The following is a 23,331-nucleotide window of genomic DNA, read 5'->3' as shown; positions in this document are numbered from 1 at the left end:
CGTCTGCGGCGTATGACCGGAACAAGGGCCGCATGGTGCGTCTGGCGGAATATAGCCGGGACGTGATGATGGACCTGCGCGCAAAAACCGGCATTGAATATGATGACCGCCAGCAGGGCACTCTGCAGGTCTTCCGCACCCAGAAGCAGCTTGATGGTGCGGCGCAGGATATTGCTGTTCTCAAACAGTATCAGGTGCCCTACGAAGTTCTGGATCGGGCGGCCTGTGTGCAGGCTGAACCCGGCCTGGCGGATGCCGCCAACAAGATTGTCGGTGGCCTGCGTCTGCCGGGTGATGAAACGGGGGATGCCTTCAAATTCACGCAGCGTCTGGCCAAAATGGCGGAAGAAGCGGGTGTAAAATTTCTGTATAATACCCGTATCAAACAGCTTTTATCCGAAGGGGGCCGGATTACCGGGGTGGACACCAGTAACGGTGTGCTGACGGCAGATTCCTATGTTCTGTCTCTGGGGAGCTTCTCTCCGGCTCTGGTGCGCTCTCTGGGAATGAAGCTGCCGATCTATCCGGTAAAAGGTTATTCTCTGACAGCAAATATCACACAGGCTGACCGCGCGCCGGTTTCCACCATTATGGATGAGACCTTTAAAATCGGCATGACCCGTCTGGGTGATCGTGTGCGTGTGGGGGGCACGGCAGAGCTGGCCGGGTTCAGCCGCCGTCTGCGTGCTCCGCGCCGGGCGACGCTGGAACATTCCGTGACGGATCTGTTCCCCGGTTGCTGTGATGTGCCGGGAGCATCCTTCTGGACTGGCCTGCGCCCCATGACGCCGGATGGCACGCCTATTATCGGTCGCACCGGCCTGGAAAATCTGTTCCTCAATACGGGTCATGGTACGCTGGGCTGGACCATGGCCTGTGGCTCGGGCCGGGTGCTGGCGGATGTCATGTCTGGCAAGAAACCCGATATTGCGTATGAAGACCTGAATATTTTCCGTTACGGTCTTTCATAAAACCTTTGTCATGATTTGCTCATTTTTGTGCCTGCAAGCGGGGCATGCAGGCCATGCAGAAGCGTATGGTCTGCGTTTTTTCAAAAAACTGTAAAACCGGTCAGGCAGAAAAAATGTTCTTCTGAAAAAACATATTTTCCGCTGGCGTATGACATGGATATGCCCCTTTTGGTTGGTGAGATGGCCAGCGAACAGGGATGTTCATGTTGCTCCTGATGCTTTCATAGGGTGGGCTTTGGTCGTTATGCTGCCAGACTGGTTTTTCTTGCCTTCGCGCTTTGTCTCGTCTTTCCGCCGTGCCTGCCGACCGGTTCCCCTCTGTGCCCAGAGGCTGACCCTTGGAGTTAGCCTGCTGGCTGTTGTCGGTGGGCTGACTGCACATCCTGTGGTTGCACAGGCAGCGGATGTACAACAGTCCTCCCCACAAAGTGCGGCGGCCATTCCGGCCCCGCCTTCCGCCAGCCAGCAGCGGCAGGCCGTCCGCCTTTCCACCAGCGTTGTGTTCAAACCCACCCGCACTGATATGGCGCTGATTGAGGATCTGGAGCACCGCACGTTCCTCTGGTTCTGGGAAGCCGGTGATGCGCAGACGGGGCTGGTGCCCGACCGTTATCCGTCTGATCAGACGCAGGCCAGTGTGGCGTCCATCGGCTTTAGTCTGACAGCTTATGGCATTGGGGCGGAACGGCGCTATATTACCCGCCAGCAGGCCATTGAGCGCACGCTGAATACCCTGCGTTATCTGACTAAACTCCCGCAGAATGACAGTGCAGAAAATTCCTCAGGCTATCACGGCTTTTTCTATCATTTCCTGAACAACAAGACTGGCCTGCGTTTTAATAAAGATATTGAACTGTCCAGCATTGATACGGCTTTGCTGATGCAGGGTATTCTGTTTACGGAAAGCTATTATACGCAGGACACGCCGCAGGAAGCGGAAATTCGCAGTCTGTCTAATCAGCTTTATCAGAATGTTGACTGGGCGTGGATGCGTCGACCGGATATGCGGCTGAGCATGGGGTGGTCACCTGAGCATCAGTTCCTGCCCAATTACTGGGAAGGCTACAGCGAAGGCATGATGGCTTATATTCTGGCCCTTGGCTCGCAGAAGCATCCGCTGGAACCAGCCTCCTGGCAGGCATGGCTCACGACGAATGATCGGCGATGGGGCGAGTATTACGGCCAGACGATGCTGAATTTTGCACCACTTTTCGGGCATCAGTACACCCATTCCTGGATTGATTTCCGGGGAATTCAGGATGACTGGAACCGGGAAAAAGGCATCGACTATTTTGAAAATAGCCGCCGTGCCACTTATGCCCAGCGCACCTACGCCATGACCAATCCCGGCAAATGGCAGGATTACGGGAAAGATGTGTGGGGCCTGACAGCCAGTGACGGGCCGGGTGAGCTGACGCAGACTGTGGGAGGCACACCGCGCCACTTCATGTCCTATTCCGCCCGCGGCACAGGGCGTGACTACACGCAGGATGATGGTACCATTGCCCCGACGGCAGCGGGTGGCTCCGTGGCCTTTGCGCCGGAAATTGCCATTCCTGCTCTGCGGGAAATGAAACACCGTTATGGCAACCACATTTATAGCCGTTACGGGTTTGTGGATGCGTTCAACCCCAGCTTCCACACCGCAGACAAGTCGTTCTGGTCTGACACAGCCTATCTGGGCATTGATCAGGGGCCGATTTTGCTGATGATTGAAAACTGGCGCAGCGGACTGGTGTGGAACACCATGAAGCGGAACCCCGCTATCCGGCAGGGCTTGCTGAAAGCAGGTTTCCGGGGTGGCTGGCTTGGGAACGAGGCAGAGGTTTCTGCACCCGCAAGCCAGCATGCCAATGCGCAGCATTCGGCTCAGAGTGGGCAGCAGCAGTCGGGCTGACTTTCGTTTGCAAAGTTAGTCAGGTGAGACCGGCCTATTGTCACAGCAGGTTCCAGACTTTGATGGGAGAGGCGCTTATCCCTGATAAGACGCAATCTCGATCAGATTCTGGTCCGGGTCGTGGCAATAAACGGATGTGATCGGCCCCAGTGCGCCCAGCCGGGCTACGGGACCTTGCACAACGCTGACGCCGCATTTTTCCAGATGTTCAACAACGTCGTCACTGGTTACGGCGGTGACAAAACACAAATCGTTCCCGCCGGGCAGGGCATGCACGGCGGTCTCCCACCCGGTTGCGTCCTGCGGGCGAAGGTTGAGTTTCTGCCCGCCAAAACGCAGAGCTGTGCGGTTGTTGCGCCCATATTCCTCGCGCTCCATGCCCAGCACACGCTGGTACCAGGAGGCAGAAATTTCGAGGTCTCTTACGGTCAGGACCGCGTGGTCCATCCGGTCAACAGTAAAGCGCATGAGGTCAACACAGCTCCTTTAATGTTCAGCTGAGTTCAGCGTAGAAGTCATTCCCCTTGTCGTCGATAACAATAAAGGCGGGAAAGTCCTCGACCTCAATTTTCCACACGGCTTCCATGCCCAGTTCGGGATACTCGAGCACTTCAACCTTGCGGATGCAGTCCTGCGCCAGCCGGGCTGCCGGGCCACCGACGGAGCCGAGATAGAAGCCGCCATAGGTCTGACAGGCGTCCTTCACAGCTTTGGAGCGGTTGCCCTTGGCCAGCATGATGTAAGAGCCGCCAGCAGCCTGAAGTTCGGCCACGTAGGAGTCCATGCGTCCGGCCGTGGTGGGGCCGAAGGAGCCGGTTGCCATGCCTTCCGGCGTTTTGGCGGGGCCAGCGTAATAGACCGGATGGTCTTTCAGATACTGCGGCAGGCCTTCACCGCGTTCCAGTCGTTCCCGGAATTTGGCGTGGGCAATGTCACGCGCCACAACCACCGTGCCCGTCAGGGCAAGGCGGGTTTTGACCGGATAGCGCGAGAGTTCCTTGCGGATTTCATCCATCGGACGGTTAAGGTCGATTTTTACGGCCTCGCCTTCCAGATGCTCATCCGTGGTTTCCGGCAGGAAGCGGGCCGGGTCATGCTCCAGCTCTTCCAGAAAGAAGCCGTCTGCCGTGATGCGTGCCTTGATCTGCCGGTCTGCCGAGCAGGACACACCCATGCCCACCGGCAGGGAGGCGCCGTGGCGGGGCAGGCGGATTACGCGGACATCGTGGCAGAAATATTTGCCGCCAAACTGTGCGCCAATGCCCAGCTTGCGGGTGAGTTCCAGAACCTTCTGTTCCATCTCCACATCCCGGAAGGCATGGCCTGCCATGCTGCCGCTGGTGGGCAGGCTGTCATACCAGTGGGTGGAGGCCAGCTTGACGGTCTTGAGCGTCTGCTCGGCGGACATGCCGCCAATCACAATGGCCAGATGGTAAGGCGGGCAGGCGGACGTGCCGAGGGTTTTGATCTTCACGTCCAGCCAGTCCAGTAGCTTCTGCTCAGAGCCGAGCAGGGCGCGGGTTTCCTGAAACAGGAAGGTCTTGTTGGCTGAGCCGCCACCCTTGGCCACAAACATCAGGTCAAACTGTTCATCATGATGCGTGGCGGGGCTTGCGAAAATATCGCACTGCACGGGCAGGTTGGTGCCGGTGTTCTTTTCCTCAAACATGCTGAGGGGGGCCATTTGCGAATAACGCAGGCTGGTGCGGGTGTAGGTTTCATACACGCCTTTGGAAAACGCGACTTCCTCATCGCCTTCCACCCACACGCGCTGGCCTTTTTTGCCAAAGACAATGGCGGTGCCGGTGTCCTGACACATAGGCAGCACGCCGCCTGCGGCAATGCAGGCGTTTTTCAGCAGGTCCAGTGCCACGAAGCGGTCATTGTCCGAGGCTTCGGGATCTTTGAGGATGCTGGCGAGCTGCTTGAGATGGGCAGGGCGCAGATAATGCGCGACTTCATGAAAGGCCTGCGCCGTGAACTCCGTCAGAGCTTCCGGCGTGATGTGCAGGATGGTCTTTCCGCAGCATTCCGATGTGCTGACACCGGCGATATCCACCTTCCGATAGGACGTTGTGTCCTCCCCCAGCGGAAAAATGGGGGAATAGGTGAAGGCGGGTACCGGGGGGCGAGGGGGCTGGCTGGTCATGATGTGCTGAACTCTCCGTCGGCCTGCCCCGAAAAGTGGGGCTTAACCGGGTGATGGCCCCTTCTTGCGAAAGGCGTCAAGACTGACAACCTGTGAGGAGGTGTCACTTTCCGCTGAGCTTTCAGCCTCTTTCCCGGCCGACGGGGCTGGGGTGGCGTCTGTTTCGGGTGCGGACTCTTCTGCCGGTTCCGCCGCCATGAAATGCAGGCTGAGATGGATGGAGGGGTCTGCAAAACCGGTAAAGGCGCGCACGGGAATTTCCAGAATGGAGCCTGCGCCGCCAAAGGACAGACCGACAGAGACCTTGCCGGCTGTGCGGTCCACGTTCAGATCCCAGAACTGATGCTGCAGCACGATGGTCATCTCATGCGGATACTGTGCACGCAGACGATCCGGGATCACCACACCGGGGACGTCCGTGCGGAATGTCAGGTAAAAGTGATGTTCGCCCGCAAGGCCTTCACGGCTCACATATTCAAGCGCGCTGAGCATCACGCCGCGATAGGCGTCTTCCAGCCATGTTTCGTAAGGCAGCAGGCTTTCGGGCGGAAAAGCGCCATTTTCCGGGGTGTTATCGTGGTCATCCGCCATGAAAGCTCTCCTCGCTCGCGCCGGTTGGACATGTCGGCGTCTTGAATATCACTCTGCTGTCAGCCATGCGTGAAAGAGGGGGCAAGTGCAAGTCGACAAGTTATGATTCTGCAACACGGCAGGAGGCTGAATGGTCTGCCGGGTAAGGATCAAATGTGCTTGAACTGTGCCTGACCGGGCTTTTTGCGGTTTTGCAGGGTGCGGGACGGTAAGGGCTGCGTCCGGCTGATCTCATGGCTGCAAAGTGGGAGGGCTTCTGTTGCCCGGTGCCCTCCCGAACCGCGCTTATCGCTTATGCAGCGACAGCGAGCACCTCAGTGTTATCATTGGCACTTGTAAGTTTAGCCCGATAACGGCGGTACAATGCCGGGCAAAAGGAAGGTCTTTACCACGCGTGTCGAGCCTGTTTCGTCCCCATCTATCCGAGCCGCAAGGCCGGATTGAATTGGTGGAGACGCCGGGTACTGCCCCCGGGTCCACAACGATTATTCCACGTTCCGTTTATCACCATAGCCAAGGAGCAAGCCCCTCCGGCACTGATGAACATAAGGAGCACGGGGGCGGATTGCAAGAGCAGAGAAAGGGGACATCTGTCCGCAGCACGACGCGTTTAGTTTGGCGCAATACGGACGGCGCCTCGCCCGTCCCTGTGTTCCTCAGCCAGCGTGAGCAGGCGTTCCAGATCTTCGAGTTCAATGTCAAAGGCTTCACCGGTTTTATGAAGTGCGGCGAGGATATCCTCCCGACGCAGTTCGGTTGCGGTTTCTGTCGTGGGTGAAGGGGGCATGGCGTGATGAGGGTAGCTACGGCCAGAAAGCCGGTGAAACGCTATGCCCACACAGACCAGAATGAGCGAATTAAGCCCAACCGGAACCAGTGGAAACAGGAGGGCAGCGGTCGGTCCGGCTGAAGAGGGGTGTAGCAGAACGGCTGTTAAGGCCGCGGCCCCACCGGGAGGGTGAAGTGAACGAGTCGCAGTCATCGCTATGATGGCCAGCCCGACAGCCAGCCCCGCAGCAAGCATCTGATGCGGGATGGCGATGCTGACCAGCACCCCGATTGCGGCAGACAAAATATTTCCCATGATAACGGCATACGGTTTTGCCAGCGGACTTGCCGGAATAGCAAAAACCAGAACGGAAGAGGCGCCTATGGGAGCGACAATGGCGGGGAGAGCCGCGGGCGCTATCAGGCCTGTCAGCGTCAGGCTGGCAAGGATGCCACAGACGGCCCCCAGGCCAACAGCCAGAGACAAGAAAGACGTGTAGCCGCCCCGTGCCGTAAACGGCAGCACGGAGGAGAAAAATTGACCCATACCTGAAGTATCCGTTCGACTTCGTTATAATTAATTTTGTGTTTTTATTGCGAGTAAGGAGGTCAGTGCTTTCTCTGCCTGCGTGTCATACTCTGGTTGATGCCGTCTAATTGAATAACATTATTAATTTATAAATTTCTCTTATGATGAGGCGGGAGAGCGCTGTTGCGTGAGATCAGGCATTTTCGCCCAGTGTATTTTGCGCTAGGGAGGAGGCATGTCACTGACCGATGCCCAGCGCGCCGAAATTGCGGCGCACGCCCAAGAAACCAGCTCCACTCGCCGCCCCACGGTGCCGGCATTGGAGGCCATGCTGTATGAACCGCAGGAAGTGCTCGACCACGGATTCTTGCGGGTGATCGACTATATGGGGGATGATTCCGCCATTGTGCAGGCAGCGCGTGTCTCCTACGGGCGCGGCACCCGCAAGGTGTCTGAAGATGCCGGGTTGATCCGCTATCTGATGCGGCATCGTCATTCCTCGCCGTTTGAAATGTGCGAGATGAAATTCCACGTCAAACTGCCGATTTTTGTGGCGCGGCAGTGGATCCGCCACCGGATGGCCAGCGTGAATGAATATTCTGCCCGCTATTCGATTCTCGACAGCGAATTCTACATCCCTGCGCCGGAACACATGGCCGCCCAGAGTGCGGTGAACCGTCAGGGCCGTGGCGATGTGCTGGCTCCGGATGATGCGGCGGCAGTGATGGACATCCTGCGTGATGACGCCATCCGCACCTACCGTAATTATGAGACGATGCTGAGCACGGAAGGGGACGGCTACGGTCTGGCCCGTGAACTGGCGCGCATCAATCTGACGGTCAACACCTATACCCAGTGGTACTGGAAGATCGACCTGCACAACCTGATGCACTTTCTGGCCCTGCGGCTGGACCCGCATGCGCAGTATGAAATCCGCGTCTATGCGGAAGCCATGCTGAAAATCCTGCACGCCTGGGTGCCGCAGACGGCGGCGGCGTTTGAGGATTATCGCCGCGGTGCGGTGACGTTCTCTGCCGGAATGCTGAAAATTGTGCGCCGCATGCTGGCGGGCGAGCAGGTAGAGCAGGCCGGCTCTGGGCTGAGCAAGCGCGAGTGGGATGAAATGATGGCGGTCCTGAAGGGCTGATTTCCAGCCCATGAAGGACTCTTCATTCCATGACGAACCGTTTGTGGAGGATGAGGGCGCAAAGCCAGCATCCTCCCCTTTTCTGGCGACGTCGGATGACCTGAAAGGGCTGCGTCCGCCCTCTGACCGCCTGCCAAACTTCACCCCGTTTATTGTGGTGGCGGCTCTGCTGGTGGGTGTGTGGGCGTATCTGTTTTTTACAGCCCCGAAGGATATGAAGCCCCAGCATTTGCATGTGTGTGAAACACAGGGGCCGGATAGCCATAAGACACTCTGCCTTCACTAAAATTTGACAGAATCGTCAAGTTCCTTGTTTTCTGCGCAGGTCAGCCTCTCAGCATGAGGTGTGGTGACGCGGCAGCACTCTTCTGTATCGTCACAAATGTCATCGTTTTTAGCGGCTGACGGGCCTTTTTAAACAGAAGATGGATTGCAGTGAGATGTCTATTTTATCATCAAAATTTTTACGCACGCTCTGTCTGGCCGCAGGTGGCGCGGCGCTGCTCGGCACGCTGACCCCGGCCCATGCAGAGGATTCTCTGCGTCAGCAACAGACGGAAGCCTGCAAGGGCGATGCGCTCAAGCTCTGCGCGCTGGCGATCCCCAATGAAAAGAAAATTACCGCCTGCATGGAGCGCAAGAAGGACAAGCTGAGCCCGAAGTGCCGCGCGTTCTTCGATAATAAACCGGCCAGCGGTAAGAAAGTGCCTGCTAAAAAACACTAAGTCTGAGCGGGGTGAGGCGGGCGGACCCGCCTCGTAGAGTCAGCCAGCCGTGTTGAGTTTGTCTTTAAGGGCAGCAGCCGTGGCCTGAGCAATGCGGCGGAAGGCTTTAGCCCCTTCGCTCTCCGGTGCGCTGGCTACAATCGGGGTTCCTTCGTCTGCTGTAGAGCGGATATCTGCCAGCAGCGGCACTTCCCCAAGGAAGGGCACGCCCATGGTTTCAGCTTCCTTCTTCGCGCCGCCGTGGCCAAAGAGTTCTGTGTTGTGCCCGCAGTTCGGGCAGCAGAAATAGGACATGTTCTCAATCAGGCCGAGAACAGGCACCTTCATTTTCTCAAACATGCTCACGCCGCGTCGGGCGTCAATCAGAGCAATGTCCTGCGGGGTGGAGACAATGACGGCCCCGGCCAGTGGCACTTTCTGCATCAGGGAAAGCTGGGCGTCCCCCGTGCCCGGCGGCATGTCCACCACCAGAACATCCAGCGGGCCCCAGTCCACGTCTGTCAGAAACTGATTAATGGCGCCCATCACCATCGGGCCGCGCCAGATCATGGCCTGTTTTTCATCCACCAGCATACCGATGGACACAGCGCTCAGGCCCCACACCTGCATGGGTTGCAGGCGACCTTCCCGCACTTCCGGCTTGGCTTCCGTGCCCAGCATGCGGTGCAGGGAGGGACCGTGAATATCGGCATCCATCAGCCCCACGCGTAGCCCTTCCTGCGCCAGACCAATGGCCAGATTGGTGGCGGTGGTGGATTTGCCGACGCCACCCTTGCCGGAGGCCACGGCAATGATGGCTTTCACATTCGGCAGCACGGGCGCGTCCGGGGCCGGGGCGGGGCCACCAAACGGACGATGCCCACCCCCTCCCGCTTTGGGGCGAGCCGGGGCGGAGGGGGCCGCACCGGGAGCCGAAGGGGCGCGATGGGCGGTGAGAATGACGGTGGCCGTCTGCACGCCCGGCAGTTTTTCCAGCGCGGGTTTGGCCTCGTTGCACAGCGGGGCAAGGGTGGCGGCCTGCTCCTTGCTGACAGCCAGTGCGACACTCAGCCGTCCCTCTTCCAGCCGGAAGCCGTCCAGCTTGCTCAGGGCCAGCAGGGAGTGGCCGGTTTGCGCATCCCGTACGGAATCCAGCACACGGGCAACGTCATCATGATGGAGGGGGGAAGAGTGTACCACTGTTTTTCGTCCTGACTCTGGCTGTCTCTGCGGCACAAGAGGCCTGTTGCCCTGTTGGCAACAGCATGAGGCTGCTGCCGTCAAGGGGGAAGAGCGGGGGCTGTTTTGCGGTTCCCCATCGTTTTGACGCTTTTTTCAGGAATTCGGGGCGCGTAAAGAAGGAAATGGTCGCCCAATATCTGGTGTGCGCCAGAGTCTGATGGAAAAAGGGGCCGATCCGTTATTATGAGCGCCATGCCGCACGATCCGTCCACCATGGAAAAACCGGTTCCATCCCCCGCCGTGCCCCCGTCCGCGCCGCCGGTGGCCCGCTCCGTGCGGGACCATCGGATTGACGCCATGCGGGGTGTCGCGCTGCTGATGATGTTTGTGGACCACATTCCGCAAAACCTGCTCAATCGCTTTACCATGCGGAATATTGGCTTTGCCGATGCGGCGGAAATCTTTGTTTTGCTGGCAGGCTATGCGTCCTGGCTGGCCTATGGGCGGGGCTTTCGGAAATACGGGGTGGCCGTCTGTCTGGGGCGTATCTTTCGCCGCTGTGTGCAGCTTTATATCGGCCAGACCATTATGGTGGTGGTCTATGTCATCACGGTGCGGGTCTGGCGGCATTATACGCTGGTGCCGGTGGATTTTCTGGAGCCAGAACTCGCGCATGGCCTCAGCTGGGTCTGGCGCGTCATGATGTTTGATGCGCTGCCCAGTAACCTGAACATCCTGCCGCTTTATATCATCCTTCTGGGCGGGTTTCCGCTGTTTTATGTGCTGATGCGCATCCACCGCTCTCTGGCGCTGTTGCTGTCCGGTGCCATGTGGATGCTTGTCAATCTGGACCCCGGCCTGAACCTGCCCAACTGGCTGGACCCGGATGGCTGGTATTTCAACCCGTTTGCCTGGCAGTTCCTGTTCGCCCTCGGGGCCTCTGCCTCTGCTGAGACGGAGCGGCGTGGGGCGGACTTCCCACGTCTGGATATTCTGGCCGGGTGCTGTGTGCTGTATCTGGCGTTCTCCGCCCTGCAGGCCTTCCCCTGGGCGCAGTGGGGACTGCCGGATCTGCGGCCATTTGGCACAATGATCATGCCGGAAAAAAGCTGGCTCTCCCCCCTGCGCCTGCTGGATGTGATGGCCATTTTCTATCTGGTGCAGTCCTCCGCCGCAGCGCGGAAATGGGCGGCGGAAAGTCGTAGCGGTCAGCTTCTGGCCCGCGTGGGGCGGCATTCACTGGAAATTTTTGTGGTGGGCACAGTGCTGGATCTGTATGCGCGCCTGCTGTTCAGCACCTTTGGCGATGGCTGGCTGTTGCAGATTGTTGTGAATGTGGCAGGCCTGAGCATTCTGTTCGCGCTGGCCGCCTGGCTGGATGGCTACCGCAAACGCCAGCGGGCTGCGCGGCCAGCCTGATGTTCGAAACAGGCTGACGGTGGAACAGGATCGTGCGATAGACTAAGGTCCGATGTGATTTCTGACGTTTGAGAGTATTGTCGCCCATGCGCCTGTCCAGTCATCTCCTTTGTGCCTGTTCTTTGTCCTGCCTGCTGCTGGCGGGGGGGGCGGCCCGGTTGCTGCATGGGCTGCGGAGGGGGCTGCTCTGCCGGCAGCACCTCAGGCGGTAGCTCCGGTTGCCGGGCGGCTGAACGGAGCACCGGACAGCTTTGCTGATCTGGCCGCGAAGTTGCTGCCTGCCGTGGTCAACGTCTCCACCACACAGACTGTCAAAAGCGGTTCTGATGAGGATGATGAGGACGGCGATGGCGGGGATGACCAACTCCCCCAGATGCCGAACTTCCCGCAGGGCTCGCCCTTTGAGAAATTCTTTCATGACTTCATGAACCGGCAGAGCAGCCCGGACGCCCCGCCGCGCCGCATGCAGGCGCTGGGCTCTGGCTTCATTATCGATCCGGCAGGCTATATCGTGACGAACAATCACGTTATCCGCCATGCCGACAAGATTACGGTCACCCTGCAGGATAATACGGTGCTGACCGCCCGCGCTGTGGGGCATGACGACCGGACCGATCTGGCGTTGCTGAAAGTGGAAAGCAAGAAGCCGCTGCCCGCTGTCCATTTTGGGGATAGTGACAAGCGCCGGGTGGGGGACTGGGTTCTGGCCATTGGCAACCCGTTCGGCCTGTCCGGCACGGTGACGGCCGGGATTATTTCCTCACGCGGGCGCAATATTGATCAGGGCCCGTATGATGACTTCATCCAGACGGATGCGCCCATCAACAAGGGCAACTCCGGTGGTCCGCTGTTTGACATGGACGGCAATGTGATTGGTGTGAACACCGCCATTTACTCGCCATCTGGTGGCTCTGTTGGGATTGGCTTTTCCATTCCCGCCAACGAGGCGCGCGGGATTGTGGAACAGCTCCGCAAAACCGGGAAAGTCTCCCGTGGCTGGCTGGGTGTGCGCATTCAGAACGTGACGCAGGATATTGCGGATGGTCTGGGCCTGAACCCGGCACGCGGCGCACTGGTGGCCGGTGTGGAAAAAGATGGTCCCGCCGCTAAAGCCAAACTTCAGACCGGTGATGTGATCCAGACGCTGGATGGCCAGCCGATTGAAGGCAAGGCTCTGCCGCGCCTCTCCGCCCAGTTGCCGGTGGGCACAGTGGCGCATCTGGGTGTGTGGCGTCATGGCAAGATGGTGGATGTGCCCGTGACCATCGGCATGCTGCCGGAACCGGCCGCTGAGCCGGAAGCTAAACCCGCGGCGACTCCCAAAGGGGCTGCGGAAGTCAGCCTCTCCAAACTCGGCTTCTCCGTAGGGCCGCTGGATGCCGCTGCCCGCCAGAAATACAGCCTGCCGTCCGGCCAGAAAGGGGTGCTGGTCACCTCCGTGAAGGACGGTGGTCTGGCCTCTGATCGTGGCCTGCGGGAAGGCGATGTGGTGACGGAAGTGCAGCAGGCGGAAGTCACCAGCCCGGCAGACCTCAAAAAACGGATTGAAGATGCGCAGAAAGCTCACAAGAAATCCGTGCTGCTGCTGGTGCATGATGCCGATGGCCTGCGCTGGGTGCCGTTCCCACTGAATGGTGAGGACACCCCCTGAGCTGGTTCTGCGTTTTCTGCCGGTCTTGTAAAAGCAGAGCGGGCTTTTGATGCATTTTAAAATTTTGTCTGCCCCATGGCTTGGGAACCCGGTTGTGCGGCAGACCATCAGGCTTCTGGTGTCTGTCGGGCTGTGCGGGTTTGTGACGTGGATCACCAATCTGCAGGAACCGGGCTGGGCGCTGATTACCTCAATGATTGTCACCCAGAGCAGCATTACAGAAACGCTGTCCAGCGGGCGGTATCAGCTTGTCGGGACGTTGATCGGTGCTGCGGCCAGCATTCTGCCCATCACGCTCATGCTGTATCACTGGCCGCTCTGGGAATCCTTTGCGATCGCCTTTGTGCCGCTGGCCATTCTGGCATCCTGGAAGCCGGGCACGCGGATGGGGGTGGTCACGCTGATGATCGCGACCCTGTTCGCCACGCCCAATGACCCCTATCTGCTGCCGGTTGAGCGCGTGCTGTCCATTCTGATGGGCGTGGGTGTTTCCATGCTGGTGACCTACGTTGTGCTGCATGAGCAGGCGCGGCGGGATGCCTTCCGCAATGCGGCGACCACCGTGCGCCAGATTGTCGAGATGCTGACGCAGGCCCACAATCATGAAATGGACTGGGCGCAGATTCAGGATCTGAATGACGCCAGTGTGGCCTCTCTGCGCAAAGTGCAGAGTGCGGTGGAGGAAGCACGGCGTGAACACTGGCGTCCGCTGGAAAAGCGGGACCCCATGCTGGCGGAACTGCCCAAGGCCTTGCGGCAGTTGCAGATGGATGCGCTGGTGGTCACTCGCGCTGTTCTGCTGGCCGAGCATCAGCCTGTGCAGGGGAAGGACGAGGCGACGGACCCGCTCAGCCCCGCCCTGATGCGGGCGTTTGACTGGATTATCCAGCGCTGCGAGAGCGAGGTTGTGGCCCGCACGGGTGAGGAATATCGTGTGGCGGCCGGGGTCATTACGGCGCTGCCGGATGATGACGCGCAGGGTGAGGAAATCATGCGCTTCGTCATGGGCGTTCTCCGCACGGACCTGAAAACCCTGATCCAGCTGCTGGCGGAAGACGACACCAAAAAGGCCTGAGGCTGGCTGACGGCTGGGATAAATCTTTCAGGTTTTGACGAACTCAGGCCCGGTTGAGGCTTTTTCAGCGCAGGGAGTATTTTGCCATGAGTGATGAAACCAACACCGTTATCCGGGTGCATGAAACAGGTGGCCCGGATGTGCTGAAGGTGGAAAGCCTGCCCGTGCCTACGCCGGGTGCGGGGGAAGTCCTGCTGCGGCAGGAGGCGATTGGCGTCAACTTCATTGATACCTATTTCCGCTCAGGCCTTTATAAATTTCCGTCTCTGCCAGCCATTCCGGGCTCGGAAGGGGCCGGCGTGATTGAGGCCGTGGGGCCGGATGTAACAGACCTCAAACCCGGCATGCGGGTGGCCTATGCCGGTGTGCCGGGTGGGTATGCGCGGTATCGGACCATTGCGGCGGATCGTCTGGTGGAGTTGCCTGAAAGCGTGTCGTTCGAGACGGCTGCGGCTGTAACTCTCCGCGGGTTTTCTGCGCACATGCTGCTTCGGCAGGTTTATCCGGTGCGCAAGGGTGAGACCATTCTGGTGTACGCCGCTGCCGGAGGGGTTGGGCAGTTGCTCTGCCAGTGGGGTAAGCATCTGGGTGCTCGGGTGCTCGGCGTAACCTCCACGCAGGAAAAGGCTGATGTGGCCCGTGCCTGCGGTGCGGCGGAGGTGCTGGTGGGCACGGACAATCTGCCCCAGCGCGTGCGGGAGCTGACAGACGGCGCCATGCTGCCGGTGGTGTATGACAGCATCGGGCGGGATACGTTTGAGGCCAGCCTGTCCTGTCTGGCTCCGCGTGGCCTGATGGTCAGCTACGGCAACGCCTCCGGCCCCGTGACGGGCGTGAATGTGGGGACGCTGGGCGCGCATGGCAGCCTGTATCTCACCCGGCCTTCCCTGATGACTTATATTGCGGACAAATCAGAGCTTCAGGCCTCAGCCGCAGCCCTGTTCAGCGCGCTGGAGCAGGGTGTGCTGAGGCCCTCCATCGGGCAGCGTTTTGCGCTGACGGAGGCCGCAGAGGCCCATCGTGCTCTGGAGTCGCGCAAGACAACCGGCAGCACCATTCTGCTGCCGTAAACGGTGTCTTGCGGCCTCCGGCCTGCATGGACCGGGAACGATGGGGTGTGCAGGGCGTTTTTTAAAGAGGTGCGCGCGAAGGCGCTGGCATGCGGCTGTTAGCGCATGACGGAGTGTTGCGGATCGGTTAGATTGAGACGTCTGCCCGGCACATCGGGTGGACGAAAAAGAATGCAAGGATAGTCTGATATGCCGAAATGTCCGGTAAAATGCCCGAAATCCCCCTGTATGCGTGGTCTGCTGATTGCTGGCTTGGTTGCTGCGGCGGTTTATTTCTTCCGCAAGAAAAAGTGCTGCGGCTAAATCTGATTTTCTGACCAGACATGGCCAGACCCAAAGCCCGCCCGGTGCAAGCCGGACGGGCTTTTTTTCTGCCGGGTTTAAAGGGCAGGGGCAGCCAACGCTCCATTGAGGTAGAGCAATGTGCTGGCCGTGGGTTGTGTTATGGTGCCGGCCCTGTATCAGACTAAATTCAGTGTAACTGCTGTCTGCATCCCTGTGTTGTCAGACTGATTTAAGAAAGGATAAGGGCGTTGCATCCTATCGTCTCCCGTCTTGCTTCTCTGGCTGCAGGGTCCATGGCTGCATGTGCGCTGACAGTTGGCGGCGTTGTTGCTGCTGGTCTGCCGTCAGCAGCCCATGCGCAGGCTTCTGTTCTGCTCAAGAACCAGTCCGCCAAGGCCGTTGTGGAAACTGTTGACCATGATGCCCGTGAGCTGCTGCTGCGTGAAGCCAATGGTCACCTCATCACTATCGAATACGGTTCTGCCGTGCGCGATCTGCCGCATGTCAATGCGGGTGACAAGCTGAGCATCCGCTTCGTGGAAACGCTGGGCGCTGTGATTGCGCCGCCGGACAGCCCGCTGCCGGAATCCACGCTGACGACCGCCAAAGGCTACGTGCATGGCCACCCGCGCGGCGTGATTGCAGCCTTCCGTCGTGAACGCGCAACTGTGCAGAGCATTGATCTGACAACTCACACCCTGTCCTTCGTGACGACGGATGGTGAGTCTCACATTGCCGTGCTGCGCATCAAGGCGATGCAGGACTTCATGGCGACGCTGAAGGTTGGCGACGTCATCGACATTACCCGTACGGAATCCATCTCCTACGTCATTCTGAACGACACGGCTGCTCCGGCAGTGGACCCGAATGCGCCGGTTCAGGCTCCGGCTGATGCGGCTGCGGGCGCTGCGGCAACGGTTCCGGCCGTGCCTGCCGTTCCGGCTGCACCGGGCGTTCCCGCTGCTCCCGCCGTGCCGGCAGCACCTGCTGCGCCATCTGCCCCGGCAGTCTCTCCGGCTCAGTAAAACTTCTGTTATTTTCAGGGTATGTAAAAAAGGCGGCCCTTTGGGGGCCGCCTTTTTTGTTGGGATGCTGGGAGGAGAACTGGGAAACCGGCACAGGGCCAGCCTCCCTGATAATCCGTCTTACCGCGGCACGCGGCGGGTCAGTTGGCTCAGGTCACGCACGGCACCGCGGGCGGCGCTGGTGGTGAGGGCTGCGTAGGCTTTCAGGGCGGTAGACACAACGCGGTCGCGTTTCGGCTGCCATGCGGCATCACCCTTGTCATCCATCCGCTCACGCCGGGCAGAGAGTTCGCTATCCGGCACGGCAACGGACAGGCGGCGATTGGGAATGTCGATCTCAATCCGGTCGCCTTCTTCTACCAGACCAATCACGCCGCCTTCCCCGGCTTCCGGAGAGATATGGCCAATGGACAGGCCCGAGCTGCCACCGGAGAAGCGGCCATCGGTAATCAGGGCGCATTTCTCAGCCAGCCCTTTGGATTTCAGATAGCTGGTCGGGTAGAGCATTTCCTGCATGCCGGGGCCGCCTTTGGGGCCTTCATACCGAATGACCACCACATCGCCGGCTTTGATTTTGTCGCTCAGAATGGCCGAAACGGCGTCATCCTGACTTTCAAAAATGCGAGCCGGGCCAGAGAAGGTTTCAAGACCAGCTGCGACACCCGCTGTTTTCACAATCGCACCGTCTTCGGCCAGATTGCCATACAGCACAGCCAGACCGCCATCCTGATTATAGGCATGGGCCTCATCACGAATGGCCCCGTTTTCCTGATCCGTATCCAGCTCTTTATACAGGCTGGCCTGAGAGAACGCCTGCGTGGTGCGCACACCACCGGGGGCCGCGCGGAAGAAGTCACGGGCGTTGGCGTTGCTTGCCCCTTCAGCGGAGCGGATGTCCCACGCAGTCAGACCGTCTTTCAGGGACGGGGCATGGACCATCGGGATTTCGTTATGCAGCAGGCCGAGGCGGTCGAGTTCGCCCATGATGGCGGGAATACCGCCCGCCCGATGCACGTCTTCCATATGCACATCCGGGCGGGACGGGGAGACCTTGCACAGATGCGGCACTTTGCGGGACAGGCGATCGATATCCTGCATGGTGAAGGGCACTTCACCTTCATGCGCTGCGGCCAGCAGATGCAGAACGGTATTGGTGGAGCCGCCCATGGCGATATCGACAGACATCGCGTTTTCAAACGCTTTCATCGTGGCGATGCTGCGTGGCAGCACGCTGGCGTCGTCCTGCTCGTAGTAACGGCGCGCCAGATCCACAATCCGTTTGCCAGCTTCCACAAACAGCTCGCGCCGTGCGGTGTGCGTCGCCACCAGCGTGCCGTTGCCGGGCAGGGAGAGGCCGAGGGCTTCCGTCAGGCAGTTCATGGAATTGGCGGTGAACATGCCGGAGCAGGAGCCGCAGGTCGGGCAGGCTGAGCGTTCAATGGTCTGCGAATCCGCTTCGCTCACGCTCGGGTTGGCAGCTGCGACCATGGAGGTCACAAGGTCGGCCCGCTGTTCGATATCATCCAGCGTGACGCGGCCAGCTTCCATCGGGCCACCGGAGACAAAAATCACCGGAATGTTCAGCCGCATGGAGGCCATCAGCATACCGGGGGTGATCTTGTCACAATTGCTGATGCACACCAACGCATCCGCACAATGTGCGTTGACCATATATTCCACGGCATCGGCAATCAGTTCACGCGAGGGCAGGCTGTAGAGCATTCCGCCATGACCCATGGCAATGCCGTCATCCACCGCGATGGTGTTGAACTCGCGGCCAATACCACCGGCTTCCGCAATGGCCTCGCACACCAGCTGGCCCATGTCCTTAAGGTGCACATGGCCGGGCACAAACTGCGTGAAGGAGTTGGCGACGGCAATAATCGGCTTGCCGAAGTCGGAATCCTTCATGCCTGTGGCGCGCCACAGGCTGCGTGCGCCAGCCATGTTGCGGCCATGGGTGGTGGTGCGGGAACGGTAACCGGCCATTGCGGGGGTCTCTCTGGTCAATACAACAAAGGGTAGAAATGAACGGCCCGATCTCAGGCAGGCCGACAATGCGGGCGCGCATCCTACGCCATAAGTGGTGCTGTGTCAGGGTGTGGGGAAGGGGGGAGGGACATATTCGGTGTAAAAGTGCTACAGTTTCATGACATTTGTTGCGTATGGGGGAGATTGTGAGTCCCTCTGGTTGCAGGCAGCCGGGGGGTTCAGTATTGCTCCCCATTCCCGACCTGTAGATCGGAACGGAGTGCAGATGGACGGAACCGCAGAGCAGCCCACACAGGCTGAACCGCCTCAGATAACCCGGCGCTGGGATGGTGACGCCCTGTTCAGAACGCTGGTCGTTCTGACAGGCATCAGCGTGCTCATTGTGCTGGGCGCCATCATCACCGTTATGGTTACAGGGGGGTGGAAAGCCTTTTCCACTTTTGGGCCGAGCTTCTTTGTCACCGCCATCTGGAACCCGGTCACCCAGCATTTCGGGGCTGTGGCCCCGGTGTTCGGCACGCTGGCCAGCAGTTTTCTGGGGCTGGTGATTGCCGTGCCGCTGGCGTTTGGCACTGCTTTCTGGCTGACAGCACTCGCACCGCCGACGATCTCCTCCGTTATTGGGATGGCCGTGCAGCTTCTGGCCGCTGTGCCGTCCATCATTTTCGGCATGTGGGGCTTTTTTGTGCTGGTGCCGGTCATGGCGCATTACGTGCAGCCCACCGCCCGCCACATGTTTGGTCATGTGCCTGTGCTGTCCGCGCTGGTCAGCGGTGCACCGTTTGGCACGGGTCTGCTCACAGCCGGGCTGGTGCTGGCCGTTATGGTTGTGCCGTCCATTACCGCCGTGATGCGCGATGTTTTTGTGTCTATGCCGACTGTGCTGCGTGAGAGCGCTTACGGGCTGGGGGCGACCCGCTGGGAAGTGATGCGTCAGGTTGTGCTGCCCTGGTCCCGTCAGGGTGTTGTGGGCGGCATTGTGCTGGGCATGGGCCGCGCCATGGGGGAAACCATGGCGGTGACGTTCGTGATTGGTGACAGCAACCATATCGGCTGGTCTCTGTTTGCACCGGCCAATACCATCGCCTCCCTGATTGCTCTGGAATTTCCGGAAAGCCCGGCAGGCAGCCTCAAGCTGTCCTCACTGATGGCGCTGGGTGCCATTCTGATGGCAATTTCCTTTGTGACCCTTTGGGTATCCCGTATTTTTCTGGCGCGGGGTGAAGCACGCGCAGGAAAACGCTCATGACGCGCCCGGTATTCTCGCAGGCCGCAGACCGGCCTCAGCGGTCCGGCGTTCTGGCTCTGCGCCGCAAGATCATCGACAAGCTGGCAACCGGCATGAGCTGGCTGGCCATGCTGATTGTGGTGTTTGTGCTCGGCTCCATTCTCTGGACCCTGCTTAAAAACGGCCTGCCGGGTCTCACGCTCTCCCTGTTCACCCATTCCATGGGCGCGCCGGGGACGGGTGGTGGTCTGGCTAACGCTATTGTGGGCAGTCTGCTGCAAACAGGCCTGTCCATTCTGCTGGGTGCGCCTGCCGGCCTGCTGACGGGGATTTTTCTGGCGGAATACGGGGCGGACAGCAAACTGGCCCGGACAGTGCGGTTTGTGTCGGACATGCTGCTCTCTGCGCCGTCCATTCTCATCGGCCTGTTTATCTACATGGTGCTGGTGGAGCCGTTCGGTCACTTCTCCGGCTTTTCCGGTGCAGCAGCCCTCTCGTTGATGGCCATGCCGATTATTGTACGCACAACGGAAGACATGCTGCGGCTTGTCCCCGTTTCCATGCGTGAGGCGGGTATTGCGCTGGGTGCGGCCAAATGGCGCGTTATTCTGTTTATCTGTGTGCGGGCCGCGCGCGGTGGCATCATGACCGGCGTGCTGCTGGCCATTGCCCGCGTGGCGGGTGAGACGGCTCCCTTGCTGTTCACCTCACTGGGGAATTCCGAATGGTCTCTGGATATGCGGCGGCCGATGGCCAGCCTTCCGGTGGCGATTTATCAGTATGCAGGCTCCGCTTATCAGGACTGGATGCAGCAGGCATGGACCGGTGCCCTGCTGGTTACGGTGGGTGTGCTCATTATTAATATTGTGGTGCGGGTTGGCATCCGCGGAGGACGGACATGAACGAGAACACCATGCAGGCTACGCCGTCGGCTGACGTGGAAGTGGAGGCATCAGCCTCTGCCGTGTCAGGTCGCCCGATTGCCATCCAGGTGAACAATCTGGATTTTTATTACGGCAAGACCCATGCGCTGCATAACATTACGCTGGGCTTTCCTGAGCGGAGCGTAACGGGGATGATCGGCCCCTCCGGCTGCGGCAAATCCACCCTGCTGCGGGTGCTGAACCGGATGTATGATCTGTATCCGGGCCAGCGCGCTACGGGCGAGGTCATGTTCTCCGGCCAGAATATTCTCGGTAGCGGGCTGGACCTGAACGCCCTGCGCTCCCGCGTGGGCATGGTGTTCCAGAAGCCAACCCCGTTCCCTATGTCGATCTATGACAATATCGCTTTCGGCATCCGGCTGCATGAGCGTGTGTCCCGGTCCGAAATGGACGGGCGGGTAGAAGATGCTCTGCGCCGCGTGGCTCTGTGGCCGGAGGTGAAGGATCGTCTTCAGGCGTCCGCTACCGCACTGTCCGGCGGCCAGCAGCAGCGTCTGTGCATTGCCCGCACCATTGCTGTGCGCCCGGAAGTGATTTTGCTAGACGAGCCGACCAGTGCGCTGGACCCGGTTTCTACCGCACGCATTGAAGAACTGCTGGACGAACTCAAAACCGAATTCACCATCGCCATCGTCACGCATAACATGCAGCAGGCTGCCCGCTGTGCGGATCAGGTGGCCTTCTTCTATCTGGGTGAACTGGTGGAAGTGGACAGCACGGCGCGGATGTTCACCGCCCCGCGTGAAAGCCGTACACAGGATTACATTACCGGCCGCTTTGGCTGAACAGGGAGGACACACTCATGGGGAACGAACCCGCGCATACCGTCACCCGATATGATCAGGAGCTGGACCGTCTGCGTGGGCTGGTGGCCCGCATGGGTGGTCTGGTGGAACGCCAGACGGCGCGGGCTATTGCCGCCGTGGTGGATCAGGATGAAGAAGCCGCTCTGGAGCCACCCGAGCTGGATGTGGAAGTGGATGCTCTGGAGCGCGAGGCGGAAAGCCTTGCCATCCGCATTCTGGCCCTGCGTGCGCCCATGGCGGTTGACTTGCGTGTGATTATCGCCGTGCTGAAAATTACCGGCGATTTCGAGCGGATTGGCGATTACGCCTCCAGCATTGCCCGCCGGGCGCTGAAGGTGGAACCGCTGGATGGTGCGCTGTCTTTTGGCGCGCTGCGCAACATGGCGCGGCTGGTGCAGGAAAACCTGCACAGCGCCATTGAGGCCATGGTCAATAATGACAGTGAATGCGCCATGCAGGTCTGGGGCTCTGATACGGCTATTGATGAACTCTATACCGCCATGTTCCGTGAACTGGTGACGTATATGATGGAAGATCCGCGCAAGATCGGCCCCTGTATTCATCTGCTCTTCGTGGCTAAAAATTTAGAACGTATTGGCGATCACGCCACCAATATTGCCGAGCGTGTTTATTACGCGGTAACGGGGGAAATGCTTCCCGCGCTGCGTCCGCGTGGCGGGGCCGCAAAAAAGAGCGGCTGAGGCGACCTGAGTGCGTCCTGCCGTGCAGACTGAGAGAAGGGCAGGGCGTGCATAAATCAGGTTGGATCGGCATAGTGTCTCTTTTGGCGCTGGCCGGCTGTGCAGAACAGAACGGGGTGTGTCAGGTCTCGACGCTGGGGGACCTTCCCGTTCTGAATAAATTTGGCTCTCCCATCGTTGGGGTCACAATCAACGGGCATGATGCTGCGATGATTGTGGATAGCGGAGCCGATATTTCCATGATTTCGGAAGAGGCCAGCAAAAATTTCGGCCTCGTGGATACCGGGCACGTCCTCAATATCAGCGGCGTGACGGGAGAGATGTTCTCCCCCGTCATGCAGGCGGATAAAATGGGTCTTGGGTCCGGCACGAGTGGTGAAGTCTATCTGACGCAGGCCAAACGCTCTTTTGGCGGCACCATTGCGGGCCGGCCAGTGGTTGGGCTGTTTGGGGCGGACTTTCTGCACTCTTATGATGTGATGTTCGACCTGCCCGGCGGGAAGATTGCGCTCTACCAGCTCAGCGCGTGCAAAACCCCAACGCCTACGTGGGACGGCCCGTCTTCAAAGCTCGACTGGTATCGTCTGGGGACGAATGGGCTCCGTATTGGCACGACCATCCGCCTGAACGGCAAGAAGATTGACGCCATGCTGGATAGTGGTGCCTGGCACACGTCCGTGCTGCCATCTCAGGCGCGGAAAGCAGGCGTTTCAAAGGACGATCTGGCGCAGGATATTACGTTCACGTCCACCGGTGTTTCCGGCAAACGCAGAGACGGCGGCCATCTGCACCGTTTTGCCAGCCTGCAGATAGGGGATGAGCTGTATCCGAATCCGCTGCTTGGCATCTCCCCCATTGAAACGGACGGCTACGCTCTGCTGGGGGCGGATTTCCTGCGGCACAACCGGGTATGGGTGTCCTACCGGCATGAGCAACTCTATATCCAGCGCCTGAGGCCACCGGAGCAGGATCATACGTTTGACCTGCGCATCAAGCCGAAAAATGTGCCCGGAGCGGGTGCTGAACCGGCAGTGCCTTTGTCCGCGCCCTTCCCGCGTATTTCGCTGAAGGACGCGCCTCCCCCCGGGAGTGCGCCTGCGGCCAGCACGCCGGCTGGCGCACCCGTCACAGTTTTACCAGCTCCCACGCCGTAAGGTTTTGAAGCGTCGCGTCGGGCGCGAAAGGGTCTGTCTCAGG

General features: G+C 59.6%; 21 protein-coding genes and 1 other RNA gene. 15 read left to right on the top strand and 7 right to left on the bottom strand.

The window, feature by feature from the left end; translation table 11 throughout:
- Together AD928_RS05850 and AD928_RS05845 are read left to right on the top strand one after the other, a co-directional pair.
- A partial coding sequence (locus tag AD928_RS05850; protein ID WP_062249014.1) for a D-amino acid dehydrogenase occupies positions 1-971 on the top strand: 971 nt, incomplete at its 5' end.
- Positions 972-1,119: 148 nt separating this feature from the next.
- Positions 1,120-2,868, top strand: coding sequence for a glucoamylase family protein (locus AD928_RS05845; RefSeq protein WP_373320586.1), 1,749 nt, complete (start codon positions 1,120-1,122; stop codon positions 2,866-2,868).
- A gap of 75 nt (positions 2,869-2,943) precedes the next feature.
- Here AD928_RS05845 and AD928_RS05840 read toward each other — a convergent pair whose 3' ends face one another.
- The 5 genes from AD928_RS05840 to AD928_RS05820 all read right to left on the bottom strand — a co-directional run bounded on the left by AD928_RS05840 (position 2,944) and on the right by AD928_RS05820 (position 6,923).
- Complete coding sequence (locus AD928_RS05840; RefSeq protein ID WP_043549369.1) at positions 2,944-3,336, bottom strand: VOC family protein; 393 nt, start codon at positions 3,334-3,336, stop codon at positions 2,944-2,946.
- Positions 3,337-3,361: 25 nt separating this feature from the next.
- Complete coding sequence (locus AD928_RS05835) at positions 3,362-5,017, bottom strand: fumarate hydratase (protein WP_062249002.1); 1,656 nt, start codon at positions 5,015-5,017, stop codon at positions 3,362-3,364.
- A gap of 42 nt (positions 5,018-5,059) precedes the next feature.
- Positions 5,060-5,608, bottom strand: coding sequence for an SspB family protein (locus AD928_RS05830; protein ID WP_062249001.1), 549 nt, complete (start codon positions 5,606-5,608; stop codon positions 5,060-5,062).
- 243 nt (positions 5,609-5,851) lie between these two features.
- Positions 5,852-6,183, bottom strand: a transfer-messenger RNA (tmRNA) gene (gene ssrA / locus AD928_RS05825).
- A 35-nt stretch (positions 6,184-6,218) separates the two neighbouring features.
- Positions 6,219-6,923, bottom strand: coding sequence for an HPP family protein (locus AD928_RS05820; protein WP_082779761.1), 705 nt, complete (start codon positions 6,921-6,923; stop codon positions 6,219-6,221).
- Positions 6,924-7,140: 217 nt separating this feature from the next.
- Between AD928_RS05820 and thyX the strand changes: the two genes are divergently transcribed.
- From thyX to AD928_RS05805, 3 genes are all read left to right on the top strand, one after another.
- Positions 7,141-8,052, top strand: a complete 912-nt coding sequence (gene thyX, locus AD928_RS05815; protein WP_061507791.1) for an FAD-dependent thymidylate synthase — start codon at positions 7,141-7,143, stop codon at positions 8,050-8,052.
- Positions 8,053-8,062: 10 nt separating this feature from the next.
- Positions 8,063-8,338, top strand: coding sequence for a hypothetical protein (locus AD928_RS05810; RefSeq protein ID WP_062248999.1), 276 nt, complete (start codon positions 8,063-8,065; stop codon positions 8,336-8,338).
- Between the two features lie 154 nt (positions 8,339-8,492).
- A complete protein-coding gene (locus AD928_RS05805; protein ID WP_062141009.1) occupies positions 8,493-8,777 on the top strand; it encodes a hypothetical protein in 285 nt (94 codons plus the stop codon).
- 39 nt (positions 8,778-8,816) lie between these two features.
- Here the strand turns inward: AD928_RS05805 and AD928_RS05800 are convergent, their stop codons facing one another.
- Complete coding sequence (locus tag AD928_RS05800; protein ID WP_062248997.1) at positions 8,817-9,956, bottom strand: Mrp/NBP35 family ATP-binding protein; 1,140 nt, start codon at positions 9,954-9,956, stop codon at positions 8,817-8,819.
- Between the two features lie 234 nt (positions 9,957-10,190).
- Between AD928_RS05800 and AD928_RS05795 the strand changes: the two genes are divergently transcribed.
- From AD928_RS05795 to AD928_RS05775, 5 genes are all read left to right on the top strand, one after another.
- Positions 10,191-11,357 (top strand): OpgC family protein, encoded by a 1,167-nt coding sequence (locus tag AD928_RS05795; RefSeq protein ID WP_373320590.1) that lies wholly within the window; start codon positions 10,191-10,193, stop codon positions 11,355-11,357.
- A gap of 109 nt (positions 11,358-11,466) precedes the next feature.
- Positions 11,467-13,008, top strand: coding sequence for a DegQ family serine endoprotease (locus tag AD928_RS05790; RefSeq protein WP_082779760.1), 1,542 nt, complete (start codon positions 11,467-11,469; stop codon positions 13,006-13,008).
- Positions 13,009-13,057: 49 nt separating this feature from the next.
- Entirely contained in the window at positions 13,058-14,083 is a 1,026-nt protein-coding gene (locus AD928_RS05785; RefSeq protein WP_233419966.1) for an FUSC family protein, read from the top strand.
- 86 nt (positions 14,084-14,169) lie between these two features.
- Complete coding sequence (locus AD928_RS05780; protein ID WP_062248991.1) at positions 14,170-15,153, top strand: quinone oxidoreductase family protein; 984 nt, start codon at positions 14,170-14,172, stop codon at positions 15,151-15,153.
- Positions 15,154-15,731: 578 nt separating this feature from the next.
- The gene (locus tag AD928_RS05775) at positions 15,732-16,463 is read left to right on the top strand and encodes a hypothetical protein (protein WP_062249007.1); all 732 of its coding nucleotides are present in this window, start codon (positions 15,732-15,734) and stop codon (positions 16,461-16,463) included.
- Between the two features lie 120 nt (positions 16,464-16,583).
- On the opposite strand, the gene ilvD is transcribed toward AD928_RS05775, so the two are convergent.
- Positions 16,584-18,452, bottom strand: a complete 1,869-nt coding sequence (ilvD, locus tag AD928_RS05770; protein WP_062248990.1) for a dihydroxy-acid dehydratase — start codon at positions 18,450-18,452, stop codon at positions 16,584-16,586.
- 268 nt (positions 18,453-18,720) lie between these two features.
- On the opposite strand from ilvD, the gene pstC reads away from it, so the two are divergent.
- Genes pstC through AD928_RS05745 form a run of 5 tightly spaced genes read left to right on the top strand, consistent with a single transcriptional unit; the run spans position 18,721 to position 23,288 of the window.
- Positions 18,721-19,704 (top strand): phosphate ABC transporter permease subunit PstC, encoded by a 984-nt coding sequence (gene pstC / locus AD928_RS05765; RefSeq protein WP_062248988.1) that lies wholly within the window; start codon positions 18,721-18,723, stop codon positions 19,702-19,704.
- A complete protein-coding gene (gene pstA / locus AD928_RS05760) occupies positions 19,701-20,585 on the top strand; it encodes a phosphate ABC transporter permease PstA (protein ID WP_062248986.1) in 885 nt (294 codons plus the stop codon). Before pstC ends, pstA begins: the two co-directional genes overlap by 4 nt.
- Before the next feature lie 11 nt (positions 20,586-20,596).
- The gene (gene pstB, locus AD928_RS05755) at positions 20,597-21,412 is read left to right on the top strand and encodes a phosphate ABC transporter ATP-binding protein PstB (protein WP_062249006.1); all 816 of its coding nucleotides are present in this window, start codon (positions 20,597-20,599) and stop codon (positions 21,410-21,412) included.
- Between the two features lie 17 nt (positions 21,413-21,429).
- Entirely contained in the window at positions 21,430-22,134 is a 705-nt protein-coding gene (phoU, locus tag AD928_RS05750; RefSeq protein WP_043549347.1) for a phosphate signaling complex protein PhoU, read from the top strand.
- Between the two features lie 47 nt (positions 22,135-22,181).
- Entirely contained in the window at positions 22,182-23,288 is a 1,107-nt protein-coding gene (locus tag AD928_RS05745; RefSeq protein WP_156470110.1) for a retroviral-like aspartic protease family protein, read from the top strand.
- The last annotated feature ends 43 nt before the right edge of the window (positions 23,289-23,331 follow it).

It is taken from the genome of Acetobacter cerevisiae, assembly GCF_001580535.1.
GTDB lineage: Bacteria > Pseudomonadota > Alphaproteobacteria > Acetobacterales > Acetobacteraceae > Acetobacter > Acetobacter cerevisiae.
This window is presented reverse-complemented; position numbering and strand designations above follow the sequence as displayed.

Coding starts and splice junctions, on each gene's coding strand:
- AD928_RS05845 (WP_373320586.1), top strand. CDS start 1,120: ATGACATGGATATGCCCCTTTTGGTTGGTGAGATGGCCAGCGAACAGG.
- AD928_RS05840 (WP_043549369.1), bottom strand. CDS start 3,336: ATGCGCTTTACTGTTGACCGGATGGACCACGCGGTCCTGACCGTAAGA.
- AD928_RS05835 (WP_062249002.1), bottom strand. CDS start 5,017: ATGACCAGCCAGCCCCCTCGCCCCCCGGTACCCGCCTTCACCTATTCC.
- AD928_RS05830 (WP_062249001.1), bottom strand. CDS start 5,608: ATGGCGGATGACCACGATAACACCCCGGAAAATGGCGCTTTTCCGCCC.
- AD928_RS05820 (WP_082779761.1), bottom strand. CDS start 6,923: ATGGGTCAATTTTTCTCCTCCGTGCTGCCGTTTACGGCACGGGGCGGC.
- thyX (WP_061507791.1), top strand. CDS start 7,141: ATGTCACTGACCGATGCCCAGCGCGCCGAAATTGCGGCGCACGCCCAA.
- AD928_RS05810 (WP_062248999.1), top strand. CDS start 8,063: ATGAAGGACTCTTCATTCCATGACGAACCGTTTGTGGAGGATGAGGGC.
- AD928_RS05805 (WP_062141009.1), top strand. CDS start 8,493: ATGTCTATTTTATCATCAAAATTTTTACGCACGCTCTGTCTGGCCGCA.
- AD928_RS05795 (WP_373320590.1), top strand. CDS start 10,191: ATGCCGCACGATCCGTCCACCATGGAAAAACCGGTTCCATCCCCCGCC.
- AD928_RS05785 (WP_233419966.1), top strand. CDS start 13,058: ATGCATTTTAAAATTTTGTCTGCCCCATGGCTTGGGAACCCGGTTGTG.
- AD928_RS05780 (WP_062248991.1), top strand. CDS start 14,170: ATGAGTGATGAAACCAACACCGTTATCCGGGTGCATGAAACAGGTGGC.
- AD928_RS05775 (WP_062249007.1), top strand. CDS start 15,732: ATGGCTGCATGTGCGCTGACAGTTGGCGGCGTTGTTGCTGCTGGTCTG.
- ilvD (WP_062248990.1), bottom strand. CDS start 18,452: ATGGCCGGTTACCGTTCCCGCACCACCACCCATGGCCGCAACATGGCT.
- pstC (WP_062248988.1), top strand. CDS start 18,721: ATGGACGGAACCGCAGAGCAGCCCACACAGGCTGAACCGCCTCAGATA.
- pstA (WP_062248986.1), top strand. CDS start 19,701: ATGACGCGCCCGGTATTCTCGCAGGCCGCAGACCGGCCTCAGCGGTCC.
- pstB (WP_062249006.1), top strand. CDS start 20,597: ATGCAGGCTACGCCGTCGGCTGACGTGGAAGTGGAGGCATCAGCCTCT.
- phoU (WP_043549347.1), top strand. CDS start 21,430: ATGGGGAACGAACCCGCGCATACCGTCACCCGATATGATCAGGAGCTG.